17 protein-coding genes are annotated in these 20001 nt (G+C 71.1%); 8 read left to right on the plus strand and 9 right to left on the minus strand.

From position 1 onward, the window contains the following. Positions 1-1609 precede the first annotated feature (1609 nt). Positions 1610-3085 (plus strand): hypothetical protein, encoded by a 1476-nt coding sequence (locus tag NMN56_RS43200; RefSeq protein WP_430542455.1) that lies wholly within the window; start codon positions 1610-1612, stop codon positions 3083-3085. 142 nt (positions 3086-3227) lie between these two features. On the opposite strand, the gene NMN56_RS03540 is transcribed toward NMN56_RS43200, so the two are convergent. From NMN56_RS03540 to NMN56_RS03555, 4 genes are all read right to left on the minus strand, one after another. Next, positions 3228-4097: an ABC transporter permease gene (locus tag NMN56_RS03540; protein ID WP_274042300.1), complete on the minus strand. Its 870-nt coding sequence runs from the start codon at positions 4095-4097 to the stop codon at positions 3228-3230. Positions 4098-4123: 26 nt separating this feature from the next. Further along, entirely contained in the window at positions 4124-5146 is a 1023-nt protein-coding gene (locus tag NMN56_RS03545; protein WP_274042251.1) for an ATP-binding cassette domain-containing protein, read from the minus strand. A gap of 129 nt (positions 5147-5275) precedes the next feature. Further along, entirely contained in the window at positions 5276-5923 is a 648-nt protein-coding gene (locus tag NMN56_RS03550) for an NADPH-dependent FMN reductase (RefSeq protein ID WP_274042252.1), read from the minus strand. 420 nt (positions 5924-6343) lie between these two features. Further along, positions 6344-7393 carry an LLM class flavin-dependent oxidoreductase gene (locus NMN56_RS03555; protein WP_274042253.1) on the minus strand — a complete coding sequence of 350 codons (1050 nt, stop codon included), beginning with the start codon at positions 7391-7393 and terminating at the stop codon, positions 6344-6346. A 301-nt stretch (positions 7394-7694) separates the two neighbouring features. Between NMN56_RS03555 and NMN56_RS03560 the strand changes: the two genes are divergently transcribed. The 3 genes from NMN56_RS03560 to NMN56_RS03570 all read left to right on the plus strand — a co-directional run bounded on the left by NMN56_RS03560 (position 7695) and on the right by NMN56_RS03570 (position 9605). Then, positions 7695-8312: a glycoside hydrolase family 25 protein gene (locus NMN56_RS03560; protein ID WP_274042254.1), complete on the plus strand. Its 618-nt coding sequence runs from the start codon at positions 7695-7697 to the stop codon at positions 8310-8312. Positions 8313-8485: 173 nt separating this feature from the next. Beyond that, positions 8486-8842 (plus strand): hypothetical protein, encoded by a 357-nt coding sequence (locus NMN56_RS03565; protein WP_274042255.1) that lies wholly within the window; start codon positions 8486-8488, stop codon positions 8840-8842. A 28-nt stretch (positions 8843-8870) separates the two neighbouring features. Continuing rightward, the gene (locus NMN56_RS03570) at positions 8871-9605 is read left to right on the plus strand and encodes a DUF1707 SHOCT-like domain-containing protein (RefSeq protein ID WP_274042256.1); all 735 of its coding nucleotides are present in this window, start codon (positions 8871-8873) and stop codon (positions 9603-9605) included. Positions 9606-9718: 113 nt separating this feature from the next. Here the strand turns inward: NMN56_RS03570 and NMN56_RS03575 are convergent, their stop codons facing one another. Beyond that, a complete protein-coding gene (locus NMN56_RS03575; protein ID WP_274042257.1) occupies positions 9719-11455 on the minus strand; it encodes a CoA transferase in 1737 nt (578 codons plus the stop codon). Positions 11456-11738: 283 nt separating this feature from the next. Here NMN56_RS03575 and NMN56_RS03580 point away from each other — a divergent pair, with 283 nt between their 5' ends. Next, a complete protein-coding gene (locus tag NMN56_RS03580; RefSeq protein ID WP_274042301.1) occupies positions 11739-12770 on the plus strand; it encodes a WD40/YVTN/BNR-like repeat-containing protein in 1032 nt (343 codons plus the stop codon). A 184-nt stretch (positions 12771-12954) separates the two neighbouring features. On the opposite strand, the gene NMN56_RS03585 is transcribed toward NMN56_RS03580, so the two are convergent. Continuing rightward, entirely contained in the window at positions 12955-13884 is a 930-nt protein-coding gene (locus tag NMN56_RS03585; RefSeq protein WP_274042258.1) for a LysR family transcriptional regulator, read from the minus strand. A 73-nt stretch (positions 13885-13957) separates the two neighbouring features. On the opposite strand from NMN56_RS03585, the gene NMN56_RS03590 reads away from it, so the two are divergent. Together NMN56_RS03590 and NMN56_RS03595 are read left to right on the plus strand one after the other, a co-directional pair. After that, positions 13958-14710, plus strand: coding sequence for a LysE family transporter (locus tag NMN56_RS03590; protein ID WP_274042259.1), 753 nt, complete (start codon positions 13958-13960; stop codon positions 14708-14710). A gap of 148 nt (positions 14711-14858) precedes the next feature. Beyond that, the gene (locus NMN56_RS03595) at positions 14859-15776 is read left to right on the plus strand and encodes a TauD/TfdA dioxygenase family protein (protein WP_274042260.1); all 918 of its coding nucleotides are present in this window, start codon (positions 14859-14861) and stop codon (positions 15774-15776) included. Positions 15777-15830: 54 nt separating this feature from the next. Here the strand turns inward: NMN56_RS03595 and NMN56_RS03600 are convergent, their stop codons facing one another. After that, complete coding sequence (locus tag NMN56_RS03600; RefSeq protein WP_274042261.1) at positions 15831-17462, minus strand: acyl-CoA synthetase; 1632 nt, start codon at positions 17460-17462, stop codon at positions 15831-15833. Between the two features lie 323 nt (positions 17463-17785). On the opposite strand from NMN56_RS03600, the gene NMN56_RS03605 reads away from it, so the two are divergent. Further along, positions 17786-18133: a VOC family protein gene (locus NMN56_RS03605; RefSeq protein WP_274042262.1), complete on the plus strand. Its 348-nt coding sequence runs from the start codon at positions 17786-17788 to the stop codon at positions 18131-18133. 43 nt (positions 18134-18176) lie between these two features. On the opposite strand, the gene NMN56_RS03610 is transcribed toward NMN56_RS03605, so the two are convergent. Together NMN56_RS03610 and NMN56_RS03615 are read right to left on the minus strand one after the other, a co-directional pair. Beyond that, positions 18177-18995, minus strand: a complete 819-nt coding sequence (locus NMN56_RS03610) for a DeoR/GlpR family DNA-binding transcription regulator (RefSeq protein WP_274042263.1) — start codon at positions 18993-18995, stop codon at positions 18177-18179. A 121-nt stretch (positions 18996-19116) separates the two neighbouring features. Next, complete coding sequence (locus tag NMN56_RS03615; RefSeq protein ID WP_274042264.1) at positions 19117-19965, minus strand: class II fructose-bisphosphate aldolase; 849 nt, start codon at positions 19963-19965, stop codon at positions 19117-19119. Positions 19966-20001: the final 36 nt, after the last annotated feature.

Consider the following 20001-nt stretch of genomic DNA (forward strand, 5'->3'; position numbering starts at 1 on the left):
GCGTCCCCTGCTGCTGCCGCTCCTCTCCCGCGCCACCACCCTCACCCTCACCGGTCTGGGCCCCGAGGAGACGGCCGCACTCATGGAACGCACCACGGGCGTGGAGCCGGACGCCGCGCTCGTGCGCGAGGTGCACGAACGCACGGGCGGCAACCCCTTCTTCGTCGAGCAGACCGCACGTCTGTGGCACAGCGGCGGCTCCCTCACCGCGGTCCCACCGGGAGTACGCGACGCGCTGCGGCGCCGCCTGTCGCTCCTGCCAGGGCCCGTTGCCCAACTGCTGTCCAGTGCCTCCGTGCTGGGCCGCTCCTTCCACCGTCAGTGGCTGGCCGCGGTCGAGGGCCGGCCCGTTCCGCAGGTCGACAGGCTGCTCGACCAGGCGGTCGCGGCGCGGCTGGTGACGGCCGAGGGCGCCGGCCGTTTCTCGTTCGCACACGACCTGGTGCGCGAGACGCTCTACGAAGCGCTCGGTCCCGAGGAGGCGGCCAGGCTGCACGCCTCCGCCGTGTGCGCGGCCGACAGATCAGCGACCCTCACCGCGCATGTGCTCCCCGCCGAACTGGCCCGCCACGCCTACCTCGCCGACGGCACCCTGGAACCGGCGCGCGCCGTCGAACTGCTGGAGGCCGCCGCCGACGACGCCGGGGCACGCTTCGCCTACGAGGAGTCGATCGGACACCTTCGCCGCGCCCTGGAACGCGGTGAGAGCGGCGATCCGCACAAGCGTGTCCTGCTGGGCCTGAAGCTCGGTGACGACCTGTACGGCGCCGGGCGCCGGCGCGAGGCGTGGCGGGTCTTCGAGGAGACCGTGGACCGGGTCCGCGCCCTCGACAACCCGGTTCTGCTCGCACGCGCTGCCCTCACCCTGTACCGGGCGGGCGGTCACGCTCGCGGCGACGCGCTGACGGACGGACTGCTGCACGAGGCACACGCACGCCTCGACCCCCAGGAGCCGACGCCGGGGCCCGAACCGCAAGGGCTGCTGGACCAGTTGGCGCAGGACCTGTCGGCACGGCTCGCAGCCCTCGCACGCGGCGACTCCGACGACGAGTTCCTCAGCTTCGGCCTGTGGGCACGCCACGACACCATCTGGGGGCCCGGCACGGCGGCCGAACGCGAAGGGCTCACCCGCGAGATGACCATCGTCGCGCACCGCACAGGCGACCCGCTCGCCGAGGTGGTCGCCGCTTCCCTGCGCTGGGTGGCGCTGCTGGAACAGGGTGACCCCCGCTACCTCGACCAGTTCCGCGAGATGGCCTCCACCGCCAGGCACAGCGGTCAGCGCCGCTGTGAGCTGCTGGTCGACACCGACCGCTGCATCCTCTCCGTCCACAGGGGCAGGTTCGAGGAGGCGGGCAAGCTGGTGGCCCGCCTTGAGGAAAGCCCTGCCCCCAGCCCTGCCCACTACCGCTTCATCCTGCGCCTGCTGCGCTGGCAGACCCTGCTCTCCCAGGGCCGCTTCGAAGAACTGGCCGAACTGCACGGCGAAGACGTCGAGCGCACCGAACGCATGGTCCCCACGGGTCACGTGGACTCCTCGGGGCACACCGGGGGAGGCGAGGGGCCCGCGGGCGGACCGGAGGTCGGAGCCCACTCGCCGACGCGCCTGATGGAGTCCCTGACCGCCGTACGACGCGGCGACGCCGAAGGCATCAGAACGGCGACTGCCTACGTCGACCAGATCCTCGCCGAGGGCGACGAGTTCCCCCGCGGGGTCCGCGCCATGTGGCTGCGCCTGCTGGCACAGACCGCAGCCGCCACCGGCGACCCCGAACTGCTCCAACGCGCCCGCGAGGCCCTGGAGCCGATCCGCGACGAGTGGGCCGTCTCCCTCTACGGCTGCGACATCGGCGGCCCCATGTCCCTGTGGATCGCCCACCTCGACGCGGCGCAGGGCCGCTGGGACGACGCCGTGGACGCCTTCACGGAGGCCCGCTGCTCAGCGGACCTGCTGAGACTGCGCGTCTGGTCCCTGGAGGCCCGGAACGGTCTGGCCTCCGCCCTGCTGGCCCGCGGCACCCCCGACGACATCAACCGTGCCCGCGCCCTCGCCGAACAGGTCGAACGCGAGTCCCTCTCCCTCGACATGCGCCACCTCGTCACCGCCTCGGGCCGCCTACGCGCCCGCACCGCAGCCCTCGCCCCCCACCTCACGCGCACCGGGAACGCCCCCGACGCGGACCAGGACATGAACCCGGGCCCGGGCACGGACACGGGTGCCGGTGCCGATACTGGTGCCGGTGCCGGTACAGGAGTGGGCGCAGGCACCAGCACCGACGCAGGCTCAACCACGGGCACGCGCGCGGGCGCGGGTACAGGCGTGCTCTCGTTCGCCTTCACCGGGCCGTACGGCTCCAACGGGCTGCGCGGCGGGCCCGAGTCCGCACGCACGGGCCCTCCCGAGGTGCCGAGGGCGGGCGGCGGCCCCGCGTTGAGGACCCTGGACGAGCAGCCGCCGCCCGATCGGGCTCACAGGGCGGACCCCGAGGGCGGGTTCGCTCCCGAGGCCGGCTCGCCCGGAGCCTCAGCACCCGCCGCCCCCAACGAGTTCGGCCGCGAGGGCGCCGTTTGGCGTCTGCGCTACGAGGGCCGCACCGTCCATATGCCCGACGCCAAGGGACTCCGCGACCTCCACTTCCTCCTCGGCCAGCCCGGCACCGACATTCCTGCGCCCCGGCTCCTCAACCCCGAAGGTGGGGCAGAGATCGCCACCGCACACGCCATGGGCGGGGACCCCGTCCTGGACGAGGAGGCCAAGGCCAGCTACAAGCGCCGCCTGGAGGCCCTCGACGTGGAAATAGACCGTGCCTCGGTACGCGGCGAGACCGAGAAGGTCGCGGCGTACGACCGCGAACGGGACGCCCTGCTGGCCGAGTTGCGTGCCGCCGCCGGTCTCGCCGGCCGCAGCCGCCGCCTCGGCGACGAGGCCGAGCGCGCCCGCAAGACCGTCACCGCCCGCATCCGTGACACCCTCCGCAAGCTCGACGGCCGCCACCCCGAACTCGCCGTCCACCTGCGGAACTCGGTCTCCACCGGCGCCGCCTGCCGCTACCAGCCCGCCGACCCGATCACCTGGCGCCTCTGACGAGACGGAGTGAACGGGCCGGTGGCGAGGGGCTGGGGGCGGACGGTGGACAGTCGAACCGGGGTGGGTTGGAGGGGGCGGATGGGGAGAAGGCGGAGGACGGACGGGCTGCCGGAGTGCGACAACGGTCAGGCCGGCGCCGTCACTTCCGGTTGTACAGCCTCATCGTGAGCGTCCCGAAGACGGCTATGAGGATCGCGCCGGCGATCAACGTCCAGGTGATCTCGGGACCGTTCCATGTCCCCGCCATCAGATCGCGGACGGCGGCGACCAGATGCGCGACGGGGTTGATGTCGACGAACACCTGGAGCCAGCCCGGCATGGTCTCCGGCTCGACCAGGATGTTGCTGAGGAAGGTCATCGGGAACAGCACCATCATGCTCACGCCCATGACCGACTTCTCGGAGCGCAGCATCAGCCCGAACATCGTCCATATCCAGGAGAAGGCGAACGAGAACGCCACCAGCAGCGCGACCCCCGCCAGCACTCCAAGCACCCCGCCCGCCGGACGGAAGCCCATGATCAGGCCGACGACGAGGATGACCGCTGACGCCAGCACATAGCGCACCGCGTCACCGAGCAGATAGCCCACCATCGGCGCCGGACGCCATATCGGCAGCGTACGGAAACGGTCGAAGACACCCTTCTCGATATCGGTGTTCACCGCCACGCCCGTGTACATGGTCGTCATCACCACGCTCATCACCATGATGCCGGGCAGCAGGAACTGGAGATACTCCGTCGTCGACCCCGCGAGCGCGCCCCCGAACAGATAGGTGAACATCAGCGTCATCATGATCGGGAAGAGCGTCACATCGAAGAGCTGCTCCGGGACGTGCTTGATCTTCAGCATCGCCCGCCAGCCGAATGTGGCGGAGACCGAGAACGCGCTCGGGCGCGGCGGCCTGTCCTTGGCCACCAGCACGGCCGCGAGCTGTTCCGGCGCGACGGGAGGCAGTTCTCCCTCGCGCAGCTCGACCCCACCGTCTGTTCCGTCCTGGTCCGCGTTCATGGACGTCGAGGTGTTTGTCACCGTACTCATACCGCTGCTCCCTGTCGGCTCGTCCCGGATGTGTCCTGCTTGCTGAGCTGGTTGTTCGAGTCGGTGAGTGCCAGGAAGACCTCGTCCAGGCTGGGCTGGCCCAGCGCGAAGTCGTCCACGGTGATGCCGTGTTCGGCGAGCTCACCGAGCGCACGCGAGGCGCGGACGGCGGCTCCGCACTCGTCGCCCGAGTCCGTGATCCTCGCGGTGAGCGCGAACGGGTCGCTGTCCAACTGCACCCGCGTGCCAAGGTGCTGGGCCAGCAGCGAACTCGCTTCCTGCCGCTGCTCCGGATCGCGCAGCCGCACATGCACCGAACCTGCCCCCACCGACGACTTGAGCTGCCCCGGAGTGCCCTCCGCTATGACGCGACCGTGGTCGATGACCGCGATCCTGCCCGCCAGTTGATCGGCCTCTTCCAGATACTGCGTGGTCAGCAGCACCGTTGTCCCTTGCGCGACCACGGCGCGCACGATGTCCCAGACCTGGTTGCGGCTGCGCGGGTCGAGGCCGGTCGTCGGCTCGTCCAGGAACAGCAGATCAGGGGTGTTGAGGATGCTGGCCGCGATGTCGATACGCCGTCGCATGCCGCCCGAGTAGTTCTTTACCTGACGGTCGGCGGCATCGGACAGGCCGAAGGCGTCGAGCAGTTGGCCCGTGCGCTCCCTCGCCGCCGACTTGGCGTGCCCGAGCAGCCGGGCCAGCAGCACGAGGTTCTCCGTACCGGTGAGGTCCTCGTCCACCGAGGCGTACTGCCCGGTGAGGCTCACCCGCGAGCGGACGGCGTCCGCATCCCGGAGCACGTCGTGGCCGAAGACCCTGGCCTCGCCGGCGTCGGGCCGCAGCAGGGTCGCGAGCATCTTGACCGCTGTGGTCTTGCCCGCGCCGTTCGGCCCCAGCACGCCGTAGACCGAGCCGGTGGAAACGGCGAGGTCGATGCCGTCCACGGCGCGTTTGTCGCCGAACACTTTGACCAGACCCGAGGTCTCGATCGCCAGTGGTGACTCTGCCGTACTCATGGTGCGTTCCTTTCGTGGCCCTCCGGGGAGGGGGTAGGGGTCAGGGGCCGTGAGGGCTCATCGCGGGGGGATGCCGCTGGGCACACAGCCCGGTGCGGAGGGCCTGATGTATGCGGAAGTGACGGGCGCTCAGGCGCAGTACGGGCGGGCGGCCCGGGCGTCCCGGAGCGCGTGACCCCACCAGGCGAGCTGGCCGAGCATGGCGGTGGCCGACCGGCCCGTGCCGTCGGGGTCGTGCGCACGCAGGAGGTCGAAGCTCACGCTGTCCCGCACCGTGACGGTGTGCAGCTCGGTGAAGACCCAGCGGAGCTGTTCGACCGCGTGCATGCCCACCGAGTTGGAGCCGTAGGAGACGAAGCCCACCGGCTTGGCGTGCCATTCGTCGTAGCCGTAGTCGATCGCCTGCTTGAGCGAGGCCGGGAAGCTGCGGTTGTACTCCGGCGTGATCACTATGAAAGCCTCCGCTGCCCCCAGCCGTTCGGTGAACTCGGCTATTCCAGGCGGTGGTTGGGCAAGAAGGCGCTCAGGGAAATGGAAGTCCGCCAGGTCGACGACGTCGAGCGCGAGGCCGTGGCGCTTCCGCGCCAGGGCCGTGAACCAGGCCGCGACACCGGCGCCCTCCCGGCCCTCACGGGTACTGCCGATGATGACCGCGACCCGCAGAGGCAGTTCGTCCTCCGCCCCGCTCTGAACACAGCCCCGCTCTGTCGATCGCACCTCTGCGGACTGCGCCGCCGACGCCCGCGCCGCTGCCGCCCGCACCTCTGCCGTGGCCATGGGACGCCTCCCTTCCTCCGCCGCTCGCTCCTCACCCCTCAGGCGCGAGACCGCGTCAGGCGGGCCGCTAGATCGTGTCCAGCGGCCCGCCTGACGGAGAACTGGCGGGTTCAACCCGCCGGAAGAGGATGCGAGATCAGGTCTAGCGACGACCTCGTGCTCCGTGCGGCTCATACGCCGGCCGCGACCGTGCGGGTCGGCCGCCTCCCGCGCGGGGCGCGACCGCGCCGGATCGCCGCATCTCCTGGCGGCGACCCAACTGGGTCGCGCAGTCCACGTGGATCCAGTACGTGGCCTACGTGGATTCCTGCACGCTCGCACGGAACCCGTGCCCAGCCCGCGTGGATCCCGTGCGTGGCCCGGACGTGGCCACGCACGAGCAGCCCGCATTCGGACCGCGCACAGGCAGCCCCCGTGGGGTCAGTCGCAAGCGGGCATGATCCGGTCGTGGATCAGCCTGAGTTGTGTGTTCACGTCGGCCGCGCCCTCCAGATCGCGACCTGTGAACGTCTTCACCAGGGAGCGATCGGTGATCGCGCAGATCATGTGGTTCACGCCGGAGGGGGCGATCTCGCTGCGGATCTTTTCCGCGCACTCCTCGGGCGTACCCGAGATCGAGAGCCTGTCCGCCAGTGAGGGCGTGGTCAGTTCGATGCCGCGGGCGAGATCGCCCGCCCCGATGGCGTCCACGATCGGCTTGATCTCGGCCGGGTCGACGCCGTTCCTGACGAGCTGCTCCTCCGGCATGGAGGAGGCGTAGATGCCGACCATGCTGCGTGCCGCGTCCTTGGCGGCGGCCGAGTCGGTACCGGTCGCGAAGACGACCCAGGCGCCGATGTCCAGCGACCGCCAGTCCTTGCCGGCCCGCTCGGCACCCGCCCTGATGTGCTGGACGGCGTAGTCGTAGGCGGGGCGCGTGTAGCTGAGCGCGTGGTGGCAGCCGTCCGAGAGCTCACCTGCCGCCTCGAAGGACTTGGGGCCGCGCATCGCGCCCAGCTTCAGCGGGACCCTCTGCTGGACGGGCCGTGCGAAGGTGAACAGGCCGTTGTACGAGTAGAACTCGCCCTCCCGTGTGATCGCTCCCTCGTCCAGCAGCGTGCGCACGACCGCGAGCGCCTCTTTGGTGCGCGACAGCGGCTTGGTGTGCGTCCAGTCGATGCCGTACTGCGCGAGCAGGCCGAAGTTGCCGCTGGAGAGCACCGCTTCGGCACGCCCGTTCGACAGCTCGTCCAGGGTGGCGACCGCCTGCGCGATCAACGAGGGCTCCCGCAGCGTGACGGGGGTGACGCTGGGGCCGAAGCGGATGTTCTCCGTCTGGCCCGCAGCGGCGGCGAAAAGCAGCCACATGTCCTTGTGCCAGGTCTCGTCCGCCGCGTAACAGGCGTGGAAGCCCAGTTCGTCGGCGAGCCGGATCGAGGCCAGCGACTCCTTGAGGGGGTAGTCGGGGAGCATCGCGTAACTGAACTTCATGGGCCACCTTTTCTCTTGGCGAGCCGTGGCCTGGCGGGGTGGGGCACGCGGGGCCTCGGCGGCGCGGGGGTGGTGCGGGAACGGGCAGATTCTGCCAACGCCCGGCGCTCCGGGGGAGGGGCCGGGCGGGGGAGAGGTGTGGAGGAACCGCGCCCATCGCCCGATCCGTACACCGGTCACCCCGTGCAACAACTTCCCTGTGTCCGGCGGGACGTGCGGCGGTACGGTGTGGCGTTCAGCGGGTATCAAAGAGTAATCGAAGGAACCCAGAGAGTGAACGAAGGGTAGGTGGCGCACAATTATGATCAAGGGGATCGATGTCTCCTCGTACCAGCCGGAGGACTACAGCACGAGGGGCATCGAGTTCGTCTTCATCAAGCTCACAGAGGGGAAGTCCTACACCAATCCCAAGTGGGTCGCGCAGCGCAAGACAGCGCGTGACGCCGGACTGGTGACGGGCTTCTACCACTTCGTGCGGTCGGGCAGCATGAAGGCCCAGGCCGACTACTTCCTCTCCAAGATCAACCTCGTCCCGGGCGACATGCTGGTGCTGGACTGGGAGGACGCGAAGGTCGGGAACGGCGAGAAGGACGAGTGGATCAAGTACGTGCAGGAGAAGCGGCCCGACCACAAGGTGCTGCTCTACTGCAACGTCAACTTCTGGCTGAACCGCGACAAGACCTCGTTCGCGGGCGACGGCCTGTGGATCGCGCACTACAACGGCAAGCCCGGTGAGCCGGGCATCAAGCACCGTTGGCGCTTCCATCAGTACACGAGCAGTCCGATCGACACCAACCTCGGTGAATTCGACAGCCGCGCGGCCCTCCGCGCATGGGCGGGCGGCGACAAGAGCGGGTCCAAGGGCGACTCCAAGGGCTCCGAAGGTTCGAAGGACTCGAAGGGATCAAAGGGTTCGTAGCGGCCGGAGGAGTCTCGGGCTCTGAGGGATCGCGGGCTCGGAGGGGCCGCGGTGCGGTGCGGGCTTGTAGAGCTCGTGCAGCCTTCGGAGGGCCCGCGGATCCTGGTGGAAAGGCCAGCTCTGGGTGACGCCGAGGCTCCCGCCTGTCACCGGAGGCAGATACGCTCCCGTGCATGCCGGAAGCCAACTCACCCTCACCCACAGCCCCGCACCTCGCAGCGGACGAGACGGACGAGACCGATGAACGGGAAGAGATACGTCCGTCTCTGACGCCACGCCAGGCACGCCGTGTCCGGATCGTGCTGTCCGCCGCCGTCATGCTCGCCGTGGCCGTCGCCCTGGTCGTACGCCTGGGCACGGCGCCCTCGGTGCTGACCGTGGGCTTCTACGGCATCGCGCTCACCCTGTCAGGTACGGCCATCGTGCTCAGCCGCAGGGGGCGTACGCGCGTGGCGACGGCGGTGCTGGGGCTCGGGTTCGTGCTGGTGCTTCTGGGGGAGTGGCTGCTCGGATTCCCTGGCGGGGCCTGAGTCGCCGTGTCCGCGTAAGCTGCGGTCCATGACAGAGGAGTTGCCCGAGATCAGGGCGTCGGACGCCGAGCGCGAGCAGACGGCGGAGGTACTGCGCGACGCACTGGCCGAGGGGCGGCTGGGGATGGACGAGTTCCAGGAACGCCTGGACGGCGCCTATGAGGCGCGCACGCACGGCCAGTTGGTGAAGCTCGTACGCGATCTTCCCTCACCGCAGGGCGAGGAGGGCCGGGACACCTCGCTCGTCCTTCCTGGCAGCGCCCCCGCGGCACCCGCGGGGAAGCGGCGCTGGACGGAGCGCATCGGAGGGACCGGCACCTCCCGGTGGGGTATCGGCCTCCTGGGCGGCTTCAGCCGCAAGGGCGGCTGGACGGTGCCCAGGAACTTCACATCGGTGACCGTGATGGGCGGCGGCCAGATCGACCTGCGTAACGCCCGCTTCGAGGACCGCGTAGTAGTGATCCGCTGCTTCGCACTCTGGGGCGGCGTGCAAGTAGTGGTTCCTGAAGGTATCGAGGTCGAGGTGCGCGGCGTCGGCATCATGGGCGGCTTCGACTCGTCGGCCAACTCCCACGGAGAACCCGGGGCGCCCCGCGTGATCGTCACGGGGCTCGCCGTCATGGGCGGCGTGGCCACCGAGCAGAAACCGGCACCCGGCGAACGGGGACGGGACCGGGAACAGGACCGGGACCGGGGGCGGGACCTGGGATGGGAACGGGACCGGGGAGTGGAGCGGGAAGCGGACCGCAAGTCACTGGAGTAGGACCGCAAAACGCCGGGGACGGACCGGAATCCCACGGTCCGTACCCGCCGTATCTCACCGTCCCCGCCGTATCCCGCGGTCCGTCCGCGCCGTGTCACTACCGGACGGCGTTCTCACTGCCAGACGGCTTTGTCTCCGCCGACGGCCCCGGTCACACGTGACCAGTCCGCGGGGCTCCGCGCACCGTCCTGGTCCCCGGAACCCACGGGTCCGAATCCGACGGCGGGGAGCACGTAACGGAGGCGGCCGAGCGGGCTGTCGGTCTCGGTCAGCCACGGTGACGGGTCGAACTCGCCTGCCGGGCCCGGCTCGTGGTCGGCCACGCTGCCCGGCCCCGCCGCAGCGGGCACCTCGTGCAGCAGCCAGTGCGCCGTGCGGGCGAGGGAGAGCCGTACCAGGCGTGACCCGGCCGTACCCGCGCGCTGTTCGGTGAGGGCGCGCAGCAGTGCCGCCGCGAGCAGATAACCCGTGCCGTGGTCCAGTGCCTGCGCGGGCAGAGCCCTGGGCGTGCGATCGGCAGCGTGCGCACCGTACTGCTCCGCGAGCGGCGAGCGAGGAGCCTCAGGGGGAGTGCCCGTGCTCTTCCCCGGCGTTCCCACTGCGGCTTCCGGTCCCACCGCCGCGGTTTCCGCACCCGCCTGTGCCATCGCCTCCGCCTCGATGACGCTGATCCCGGTCGCTGCCTGCACCAGGCTGTCGAAGCCGCGCCTGCGCTGCCACGGCCCCGTCGTTCCCCAGGCGGAGAGCTGGCCCACCACCAGTCCCGGCCTCCGGTCGGCCAGCGATTCCGGTGCGAGACCGAATCTGTCGAGCGCCCCCGGACGGTAACCGGTGACCACCACATGCGCGGAGGACAGCAGTTCCTCGAAGGCCGCCTGTCCTGTGCGGGTGGACAGGTCCAGCAGTGTGGAGCGTTTCCCCAGGTCCGAGTCCGCGTGTGTGTCCACGAACTCGGGCCGCTCGGGTGCGTCGATGCGCAGCACGTCGGCGCCCAGCAGCGCCAGTGTGCGCGTGGCGACCGGGCCCGCGATCACCCGGGTCAGGTCCAGTACGCGCAGACCCTGGAGTCCGCCAGGCCCGGGAGGCCCGTCCAGTGGCAGCGGCGGCGCGGCGTCGAGCCGGTCCGTGGCGATCAGCGGTGCCACCGCCACGGCGGCACGCTGCGGATGTGCCGCCCACTGGTCGGGCGTACGGACGGCGACGGCCAGGCCGCCCTCCGCGAAGACCGTGGCCTCGACCTCACCGGAACGGCGCTCGGCCAGCTCGGCCGCCAGCCGCGCGGCTGCCGCCTCGTCGCCGGAAGGGCCGGTGTCGGTGATGCCCAGCGTCGCCAGCAGCCGGGAGCGGTGGTGCGGGTAGTTGGCGTGGGTGCGGACCCAGCCGTCCGCCGTACGCCAGTAGCGGGACAGCGGCGCGAAGGTGACCGGGGGGCGGCCGTCGATCCGCACCAGGCGGTCGCCGAGGAAGGCGGCTCCGACCGCGCCGTCGTCCACGTGTACGGGCGGCAGCAGCGCGCTGCGTGCCCGTACGCAGGAGAACTCGGCGGCGGCCAGCGAGCACGCCGTCACCGTTGAGGTCGCCAGTTCCCCTACGGGCAGCGCCGAGGGCAGCGGGACGGCGCCGGCTTTCCGTGAGACGCGGGCGAGGAGTGCCGGATCGCCGCCGAGCGCCGCCCACGCCTGGCCGGTGCCGCTGTGCTGTCCGCCTCCCACAGCCGCCGGGCCGCTCCGGTCGCCGTCCGGCGCATCGGGCGGGCGTACGGATTCATCGGTCTTTCCGCCCTCGCCGGCGGCGAGGCCCTCGGCCGTTCCGGACTCTCCAGCCGGTGAAAACTGATCCATGTCGCGCATTTTGGCACCGGAAGGCGCGAGAGCGGGTGACGGCGGGGCGGGAGTGGGCTACGTTACGGCGGCCAGTAGGGGCGAGGGACGGGCGGGGACGATGAGACGGATGTGGGCTCTCGCGCTGTGCGGCGCTGCGGTGTGCGCGGCACTCGGCAGTGCACCCGTGCAGGCGCGACCGCAGGTGGAACCACCCGCGCAGGCCCAACCACCGGCGCAGACAGGCTCGGCGGCACAGGCACAGGCGCGGACGGGAACGCGGGCCCCCGCACTGGCGCGGACGGGCACGCAGATGCGGGCGCCGTTCGTGCGTGCGCGCCAGGAGGGCGAGGCGGCGGCTGGGGCGCCGGGGTGGTCGCTCAAGGAGAGCGGGAGCACCGCGCGGTTCCGCGGCCTGTCGGCCGTCAGCCGGTCGACGGCCTGGGTCGCGGGCAGCGGCGGCACGGTGCTGCGTACCGGGGACGGCGGCGCGAGCTGGCGGAACGTGTCACCGCCAGGCGCCTCGGGGCTGGAGTTCCGCGACGTCGAGACCTTCGGACGGCGCGGTGCCGTGGTGCTCGCGATCGGGGAGGGCGACGCGTCGCGCGTCTTCCGCACGGAGGACGCGGGAGCCCACTGGACCGAGACGTTCCGCAACGACGACCCCGCCGCCTTCTACAACTGCGTCACCTTCTTCGACCAGCGCCACGGGATCGTCGTCGGCGACCCTGTGGACGGCAAATTCCGCGTTCTGTCCACCCGTGACGGCGGCAGGAACTGGCGGGTGCTGCCCGGGGACGGCATGCCGGCGGCGCGGCAGGGAGAGGCCAACTTCGCGGCCAGTGGCCAGTGCCTCACCAGTTCGGGCAGCCGGAACGCGTGGTTCGCCACGGGCGGCGCCGACTCCTCGCGGGTCTTCCACACCGCTGACCGTGGCCGCCACTGGAGCGTGGCCGAGACACCGCTCCCCGCCGCAGAATCCGCGCGCGGCGCCTTCGGGCTCGCCTTCCGCGATGCCCGGAACGGGCTGGTCGTGGGCGGCAACTACGAGGCGGGCAAGCCCTCGCCCCGCGCCTCGGCGGTGACGGGCGACGGGGGCGCACGCTGGAAGGCCAGCGCCCGGCCCGTTCCCGAGTACCGCTCGGGAGTCAGCTGGCTTCCGCACACCCGTACGGTCGCGCTCTCCGTCGGCCCCACCGGTTCGGACCTCACCCTGGACGGGGGACGGAACTGGCGCACCTTCGACCGGGGTTCCTACGACACCGTGGACTGCGCGCGTGACCTCGGCTGCTGGGCATCCGGCGAGAAGGGCCGCATCGCACGGCTGGAGCACACGCGGCACTGAACGGAGCCCCACCGACCGGATGAAGCCCGCTCGGCGCCGACCGGAGTCCAACGGGCCGGACTTCAGCCGACCGGGGTTCCACCGACCGGAGTTCCACCGGACCGGGAGGAGGCCGGCCCGGGAGGAGGCCGGACCGGTGGGGCGGACAGTCGCCCGTACGTACGCTCATGGCGCACTGGCGCACTCAGGGAGTGCCCGTTCCCGGCGTACCGGCATAGGCGGCGGCCGTCTCCTGGAGGGCGGTGAGGCCATGGGCTACGGCCGGCTGCTCCTCGGCACCGCGGCGCACGCAGGCGACGACACGGCGTACCGGCGAGGGCCTGCCCTGTAGCGGCACCCGGACCAGCGGCAGGCTGGACGGTACCGGTGCGAGGCGCGGGACGAGGGACAGCCCGAAGCCATGGGCGACCAGCGCGGCCACCGCCGTCCAGTCGACCGCGGCGTGGCACACCCGGGGTGTGAACCCGGCGGCTGCGCAGGCGGAGAGCAGCAGTTGGTACTGGTCCCTGGGGTCGCCGGAGCGTATCCAGGTCTCATGGGCGGCCTCGGCCAGCGGCACGCCTGTGCGGGCGGCGAAGGGGTGTGTACGGGGAACGAGCAGATCCTGCGGTTCTTCGAGGAGTGAACGCCGTGTGAAGCGGGGGTCGTCGGCCGGGGGACTGTCCGGGGTGGGCAGGACGACCGCGATGTCGGCCTCTCCGGTCAGCACCAGCCCGTACCGGTCCTCTACGGGGTTTTCCGACAACTCCACGTCAAGACCGGGCCATTGATCGCGCAAGCGGGCGGCTGCCGGTACGGCGAGCGCGGCCAGCGCGGTCGCGATCGCCGTGATCCGCAGGCGGCCGGCGGCGCCCTCGCGGTGCGCTGCCAGATCGGCGGTCGCCTCCTCCCAGCGGGCGTGCAACGCGTCGGCGTGCCGCAGCAGTGCCAGCGCGGCCGGGGTCAGCCTGACCCTGCGCCCGACCGGTTCCAGCAGTTCCAGGTCCACGTGCGCGGCGAGTTGGCGCAGTTGCTGCGAGACGGTGGACGGCGTCAGGTGCAGCGCCTCGGCGGTCGCTGTGACGGTGCCGTACTGGTGGAGCACGCGCAGCGTCTGGAGCCGGGAATCAATCATCCGGCCATTCCACACGATGCGTTGCGGAAACTTTCGATGGACCCGAACGAACGGGCCGGGACACGCTGCGTACATGACCAACTCGATGGCGGGTCCGCTCGCAGAAACCGCGCTGGGAGGTCTGGTTGCCGGGTACGCGGTAGCCGTTCCCGTTGGCGCCCTGGCGGTACTGCTGGTGAGCCTGACCGCGCGCACGTCGTTCCGGGTGGGCGCGGCGGGTGCCCTGGGCGTCGCTACAGCCGACGGCGCGTACGCGGCGGTCGCCGTGCTGGGCGGGGCCGCTGCGGCGCGGGCCGTCGAACCGGTCGCCGACCCCCTGCGCTGGACGGCCGCCGGGGTACTGGCGCTGATGGCGGTGCGCTCCGGCAGAACCGCTCTCCGCTCGCTCGGGTTCCGAGGCCCGCTGCCCAGGATCCGCCGTCTACCCGGGCCTCGACGCCCTCCTGGTCCGCGCCGTCTCCCTGGCCCTCGCCGTTTTCTCCGGGTCCGCCGGTCCTCGGGTTCCCTCCGTGACGGGGCCGCGCTCGGTACCGCGCCCCGCGCCTACCTCGGTCTGCTCGGGCTGACCCTGCTCAACCCGTGGGCCGTCATCTACTTCTCCGCGCTCGCCCTCGGCCGGCGGAATCCGGGCGGCGGCGGGTGGTTGGGCGGGGTCGTTTTCGTCGGCGCGATCGTCTTCGCCTCGCTCAGCTGGCAACTGTTGCTCGCCTCGGGCGGAGTGGCGCTCGGGCGTGCGCTCACGGGCGTACGGGGGCGTGCGGTGACCGGTCTGGTGTCCAGCGTGGTCATCGCCGCGCTCGCGGCAGGGCTGGTGGTGTGGGGGTGAACCAGGGTGCGGACGCGATGCGCGGCCATGGACTGTTCACCCGGGCCGCACTACTTTGCGGGCCGGCCCTGCTCCCCGCGTGGCACCAGGCCCAGCGGGGCGGGGCGGGAGGCCGCGTGAGACGGCCCCGAAGGGAGGCGGTTCCACCATGCCGACAGTCAGTTCGCTGAACGCCGTACGTGCGGTCAAGGGCGGTGTGCGCCCGGCACTCAGGGCCCGGGCCCTCTCCTCCGGCGGCACCGACGAGCCGTACACGCATGTGGACCTCGTGCCGTGCACCCCGGTCATCGGGGCCGAGGTGCGCGGCGTCGACCTCGCCGAACCGCTGGACGGGCCGGTGCTCGCGGAGCTGAAGCGCGCGCTGCTGGAGTGGAAGGTGCTCTTCTTCCGTGGCCAGAAGCTGACCGCGCCCCGGCACGCCGAGGTCGCCCGCCACTGGGGCGAGCCCGAGGTCCACCCGTTCCTGCCGAAGGCGGAGATCCCCGAGGTCGTCAGGCTCGCGCATGACGAGAAGACTCCGGGTGTGGAGAACATCTGGCACAGCGATGTCTCCTTCTCGGCCACGCCGCCGCTCGGCTCGATGCTCCGCGCGGTCGAGGTGCCGCTCGTGGGCGGGGACACGCTCTGGGCCGACATGGCAGCCGCGTACGACGGACTGCCCGCGCGTGTAAGGGAGTTGATCGACGGCCGTACGGCCACCCACGATTTCGTACGCAGCTTCGGACAGCTGCTCAGCACGGAGCAGTTGGAGGCGGCCCGCGCCAAGAACCCTCCCGTACAGCACCCCGTGGTCCGCACGCACCCGGAGACCGGCCGGAAGATCCTCTACGTCAACAGGGTCTTCACCGACAGGATCGACGGGCTCCCCGGGGCCGAGAGCGCCGAACTGCTCGAACTTCTCTACGAGCAGGCGCGGCACCCCGAGTACCAGTGCCGGTTCCACTGGGAACGGGGTTCCGTCGCCTTCTGGGACAACCGGATCACCCAGCACTACGCCGTCTCCGACTACTTCCCGGCTCCTCGTGTGATGGAGCGGGTCACGCTGAAGGGCGACCGTCCGCGCTGACCTCGCCCGCGCGACCGTCCGCGCCGACCCCACCCACCCCTCGGCAGGCCCGGCTCACACTGCCTCCTCCGCCTCCGGCGCGGCCTTCCGCGCGGCCTCCCGCTCCGCTTCCAGCGCCGCGCGGTTCAGCCGCTCGCGCAGGGCGCCCTTGGCGAGCTTGCCTGTTGGGGTGCGTGGCAGTGTGTCGGTGAACTCCACGGCGCGCGGCACCTTGTGGTGCGCCATCCGTTCCCGTACATACGCCAGCAGCTCGCGCTCCAGCTCGGGTCCGGGTACGGAGTCCGGCTCGGGCCGCACCACGGCGCGTACGGATTCCCCCATCTCCGCGTCGTGCACACCGACCACCGCGACATCGGCGACGCGGGGGTGGAGGGCGAGACAGTTCTCGATCTCCTGCGGGTAGATGTTCACCCCGCCGGAGATGATGGTGAACGCCTTACGGTCCGTGAGGAAGAGATAGCCGTCCTCGTCGACATGTCCGATGTCGCCCGTGGTCGTCCAGTTGGGGTGCTCGGGGTGCCGGGCCTCGGCGGTGTGCTCGGGGTCGTTGTGGTAGGCGAACGGCGGCTCGTCGCGTGCAAAGTAGACGGTGCCCGTGGTGCCGGGCGGCAGTACGGCGCCCTCTTCGTCGCAGACGCGCAGGTCGCCCAGGAGCCCCGAGCGGCCGACGGAGCCCGGTTTGCGCAGCCACTCCTGCGGTGTGATGACGGTGAGCCCGTTGCCCTCGGTGGAGGAGTAGTACTCGTGGAGCACGGGGCCCCACCACTCCAGCATCCGGTGCTTGACCTCCGTGGGGCAGGGAGCTGCGGCGTGGATCGCGACCCGCAGCGAGGTCAGGTCGTACCGCTGTCTGGTCTTCTCGGGCAGCTTCAGCATGCGGACGAACATGGTCGGCACCCACTGCCCGTGCGTCACGCCGTACCGTTCGATCAGGGCGAGACACTCCTCGGCGTCGAAGGAGTCCATCAGGACGGCCGTGCCGCCCGTTGCGGTGATCACGCCGCAGAAGCGGAGCGGCGCCGCGTGGTAGAGCGGTGCGGGCGAGAGGTAGACGGTCGAGGTGTCGAAGCCGTAGAGGGGCGCGAAGATCGCGGTGAAGATGGCGGGGCCTTCGGTGATGTCCTCACCGGAGAGCGCGGGTTGGATCCCCTTGGGTCGTCCTGTGGTGCCGGAGGAGTACAGCATGTCGGCGCCGCGGGGCTGCCGCGCCGGTGCCACGGGAGAGGCTCCGGCCAGCGCCTTCTCGTAGGACGCGTACCCGTCGGGGGGAGTGGGACGGTCCGCGTGCCCCCTCGCGTCCGAATGCCCGTATGCCAGGCGGAGCTTGACGCCCGGCGTCCGGGGCACGAGCGCGGCGGCGAGGTCGGCGAGTGTCTCCGAGACGATCAGAACGGTGGCGCCGCAGTCCTGGACGACATAGGCCGTCTCGTCCGTCGTGAGGTGGCTGTTGACTGCGGTGAGGTAGAGGCCGGAGCGCATCGCCGCCCAGTAGACCTCCAGGCAGCGCGGATCGTTGTCGGACAGCAGCGCGAGATGGTCGCCGGGACGCAGCCCGGCGTCCCGCAGCAGGTTCGCCAGCCGGACGGAACGCTCCTCCAGCTCGGCGTAGCTCAGGGACTCGCCCGTACGGGCCGCGATGACAGCGGGTTTGCCGGGATGAGTGGACGCGTGGACTCCGGGATACATGGCGCTGGACCTCCCCAGGGCCCTGACGGCACGTCAGGGCAAGGCTCCGCACGGTCTGGCCCCACAGTCTGACCCCGCCCCCGGCGCACGTCACCAGGCGTGCGTGCCCGCGTCGCTCCGGATGGCGCGGGGCGGAGCCCGGGCCCCGCCGCGGCGCCTTCCCGTATTCCGCTGTGCCCCGCCTCCGTGGAAACGGTGCGCCGTCTTCTTGAGGGAGCCGGACTGCTCTAAGATCGAACATATATCGAACACCCGGGCTCGCGTCAGGTGCGCGGCCCGTCAGTGCCTCGCCACGTGCCGGAACGCAGGAACGGGAGCCGCAGATGACCATCCGCAGAGTCGTGCCCGACATCCACACCGAAGCCATGGACGAGAGCCGTGACTTCTACTCGCTGCTCGGTTTCGAGGAGGTCATGAACCTGGGATGGGTCATGACCCTCGCCTCACCGGCCAACCCCACCGCGCAGCTCATCTTTATGACGAAGGACGAGACCGCTGAGGTGCGGCCCGACATCAGCATCGAGGTGGAGGACGTGGACGCGGCCTACGCGACCATGGTCGCGAGCGGCGCGCGTATCGTGCACGAACTCCGCGACGAGCCGTGGGGAGTCCGCCGCTTCTTCGCCGTCGACCCCAACGGCCGCGTGGTCAACGTCGTCGGCCACCGCTGAGCAGTCGGCCGGCTCCGCTCCCGGTTCTCCGCTGCGGCGCGGGTCAGCTGCGCCGGTCGTCCCAGGGCTCGCCCTCGTCGGCGAGGATGACGTGCAGCCCTCGCTCCTCGAACTCCCGCCGTGCCTCCTCCGGCACGCCGTCGTCCGTCAGGAAGGCGGAGAAGACCTCCGAGCCGCCGACGCGCGCGAAACAGCGGGTGCCGACCTTCGTGGAGTCCGTGACGACGACGGCCTTCTCGGCCCGCTCCGCCATCAGCCCGTTGATCCGTGCCTCGGCCTCGTCGTGGACGGTGGCGCCTATCTCAGGGTCCATGCCGTTGGCCCCGATGAAGGCGATGTCCACGGTGATCTGTCGCAGCATCAATTCGCTGTAGGGGCCCGTCAGTTCGAACGTCCGCGAATGCGCGACGCCTCCCGTCAGCACCGTTTTGATCTGCGGGCGCACTGCCAGCTCGTTCGCGATGTTCAGCGCGTTGGTCACGATGGTCAGATGCGGCTGGGGTCCCGGCTCGGCCAGGTCGGCGCGGGTCGCCAGGGCGCGGGCGATCTCCGTGGTCGTCGTCCCGCCGCTGAGTCCCACCACGCCACCGCGCTCGACCATGCCGGCCGCTGTGCGTGCGAGCGCTTCCTTCGCCGCCGTGTGGTACCCGCGCTTGTACCGGATCGGCAGGTCGTACGTCACCGAGCTGAGTACGGCTCCGCCCCGGGTGCGGGTGAGCAACTGCTGCTCGGCGAGTGCGTCCATGTCGCGGCGCATGGTCGCTGCCGAGACCTCCAACGCGGTGGCGGCCTCGTCCACATCGAGGTTGCCACGCTCCCCGAGCAGCTCCAGCAGCGCGTTCATCCGCTCGTGGCGCTTCACCTGTTGTCTCCTCTTCCCCTGTCCCTCGGGCGTCTTCCGGCGCTCGGCGCACCCGGGACCCGGACCCCAGGTGCGGGACCCGGAACCCCGAAGGGCTCCGGGACTCCGGGGTCCCCGGAAGCTAAGCGGACCGTCCGTCGTTGCCGAGTACGCCCAGCAGCCGTGCGGCCTCCCGTGCCACCGCCTCGCGTGCCGGGGCGATGTACTTGCGCGAGTCGGCGAGCGCCTGGTCGGCGTCCAGTGCCTCGCGCACTTCCTGGGTGAAGACCGAGACCAGGTGCGTCGATATGTTGATTTTGGTCATGCCCGCCGTGATGGCCTGCCGCAGCTCCTCATCGGGAACGCCCGACGAACCGTGCAGGACCAGAGGAACGGGCAGCTTCTCCCGGAGCCGTGCGATCAGCTCCTTGTCGAGCACCGCCGTCCGCTCCCGCATGGCGTGCGAGGAGCCGACCGCGACGGCGAGAGCGTCCACTCCCGTCGCGCCGACGAACTTTACTGCCTCGTCCGGGTCCGTCCGCGCGCCCGGTGCGTGCACCCCGTCCTTGCCGCCGACCTCGCCCAACTCGGCCTCCACGAACACATCCCGGTCGTGGCACCAGGACGTCAGCCTCGCCGTGGTCGCGACGTTCTGCTCGTAGGGCAGCGTGGAGGCGTCGATCATCACCGAGCCGACGCCCGCCTCGACGCCCTGGCGCACCAGCTCGGCGTCCGTGACGTGGTCCAGATGGACCGAGACCCCGGTCTTCGCCGCCTCGGCGAGAGCGAGCGTGGCGCGAGTGAGGGGGAGGAGGCTGCCGTGGTACCGGACGCAGTTCTCGCTGATCTGGAGGATCAGCGGGACGCCCGTACGGTCGGCGGCGGTGACCAGGGCCTCGGCGGTCTCCAGATGGATGACGTTGAAGGCCGCGGCGCCGGCGCCGCTCTCGCGGGCACGGTGAAGGATCGAGGAGGTGGAGACGAGAGGCATGGTCCTGGAATTCCCTTGTCGGCGCTGACCGCGGCG

Origin of the sequence: Streptomyces iconiensis (assembly GCF_028657195.3) — a bacterium.
Taxonomy (GTDB): domain Bacteria; phylum Actinomycetota; class Actinomycetes; order Streptomycetales; family Streptomycetaceae; genus Streptomyces; species Streptomyces iconiensis.

Coding starts and splice junctions, on each gene's coding strand:
- NMN56_RS43200 (WP_430542455.1), top strand. CDS start 1,610: ATGGAGTCCCTGACCGCCGTACGACGCGGCGACGCCGAAGGCATCAGA.
- NMN56_RS03540 (WP_274042300.1), bottom strand. CDS start 4,097: ATGAACGCGGACCAGGACGGAACAGACGGTGGGGTCGAGCTGCGCGAG.
- NMN56_RS03545 (WP_274042251.1), bottom strand. CDS start 5,146: ATGAGTACGGCAGAGTCACCACTGGCGATCGAGACCTCGGGTCTGGTC.
- NMN56_RS03550 (WP_274042252.1), bottom strand. CDS start 5,923: ATGGCCACGGCAGAGGTGCGGGCGGCAGCGGCGCGGGCGTCGGCGGCG.
- NMN56_RS03555 (WP_274042253.1), bottom strand. CDS start 7,393: ATGAAGTTCAGTTACGCGATGCTCCCCGACTACCCCCTCAAGGAGTCG.
- NMN56_RS03560 (WP_274042254.1), top strand. CDS start 7,695: ATGATCAAGGGGATCGATGTCTCCTCGTACCAGCCGGAGGACTACAGC.
- NMN56_RS03565 (WP_274042255.1), top strand. CDS start 8,486: ATGCCGGAAGCCAACTCACCCTCACCCACAGCCCCGCACCTCGCAGCG.
- NMN56_RS03570 (WP_274042256.1), top strand. CDS start 8,871: ATGACAGAGGAGTTGCCCGAGATCAGGGCGTCGGACGCCGAGCGCGAG.
- NMN56_RS03575 (WP_274042257.1), bottom strand. CDS start 11,455: ATGCGCGACATGGATCAGTTTTCACCGGCTGGAGAGTCCGGAACGGCC.
- NMN56_RS03580 (WP_274042301.1), top strand. CDS start 11,739: ATGCGGGCGCCGTTCGTGCGTGCGCGCCAGGAGGGCGAGGCGGCGGCT.
- NMN56_RS03585 (WP_274042258.1), bottom strand. CDS start 13,884: ATGATTGATTCCCGGCTCCAGACGCTGCGCGTGCTCCACCAGTACGGC.
- NMN56_RS03590 (WP_274042259.1), top strand. CDS start 13,958: ATGACCAACTCGATGGCGGGTCCGCTCGCAGAAACCGCGCTGGGAGGT.
- NMN56_RS03595 (WP_274042260.1), top strand. CDS start 14,859: ATGCCGACAGTCAGTTCGCTGAACGCCGTACGTGCGGTCAAGGGCGGT.
- NMN56_RS03600 (WP_274042261.1), bottom strand. CDS start 17,462: ATGTATCCCGGAGTCCACGCGTCCACTCATCCCGGCAAACCCGCTGTC.
- NMN56_RS03605 (WP_274042262.1), top strand. CDS start 17,786: ATGACCATCCGCAGAGTCGTGCCCGACATCCACACCGAAGCCATGGAC.
- NMN56_RS03615 (WP_274042264.1), bottom strand. CDS start 19,965: ATGCCTCTCGTCTCCACCTCCTCGATCCTTCACCGTGCCCGCGAGAGC.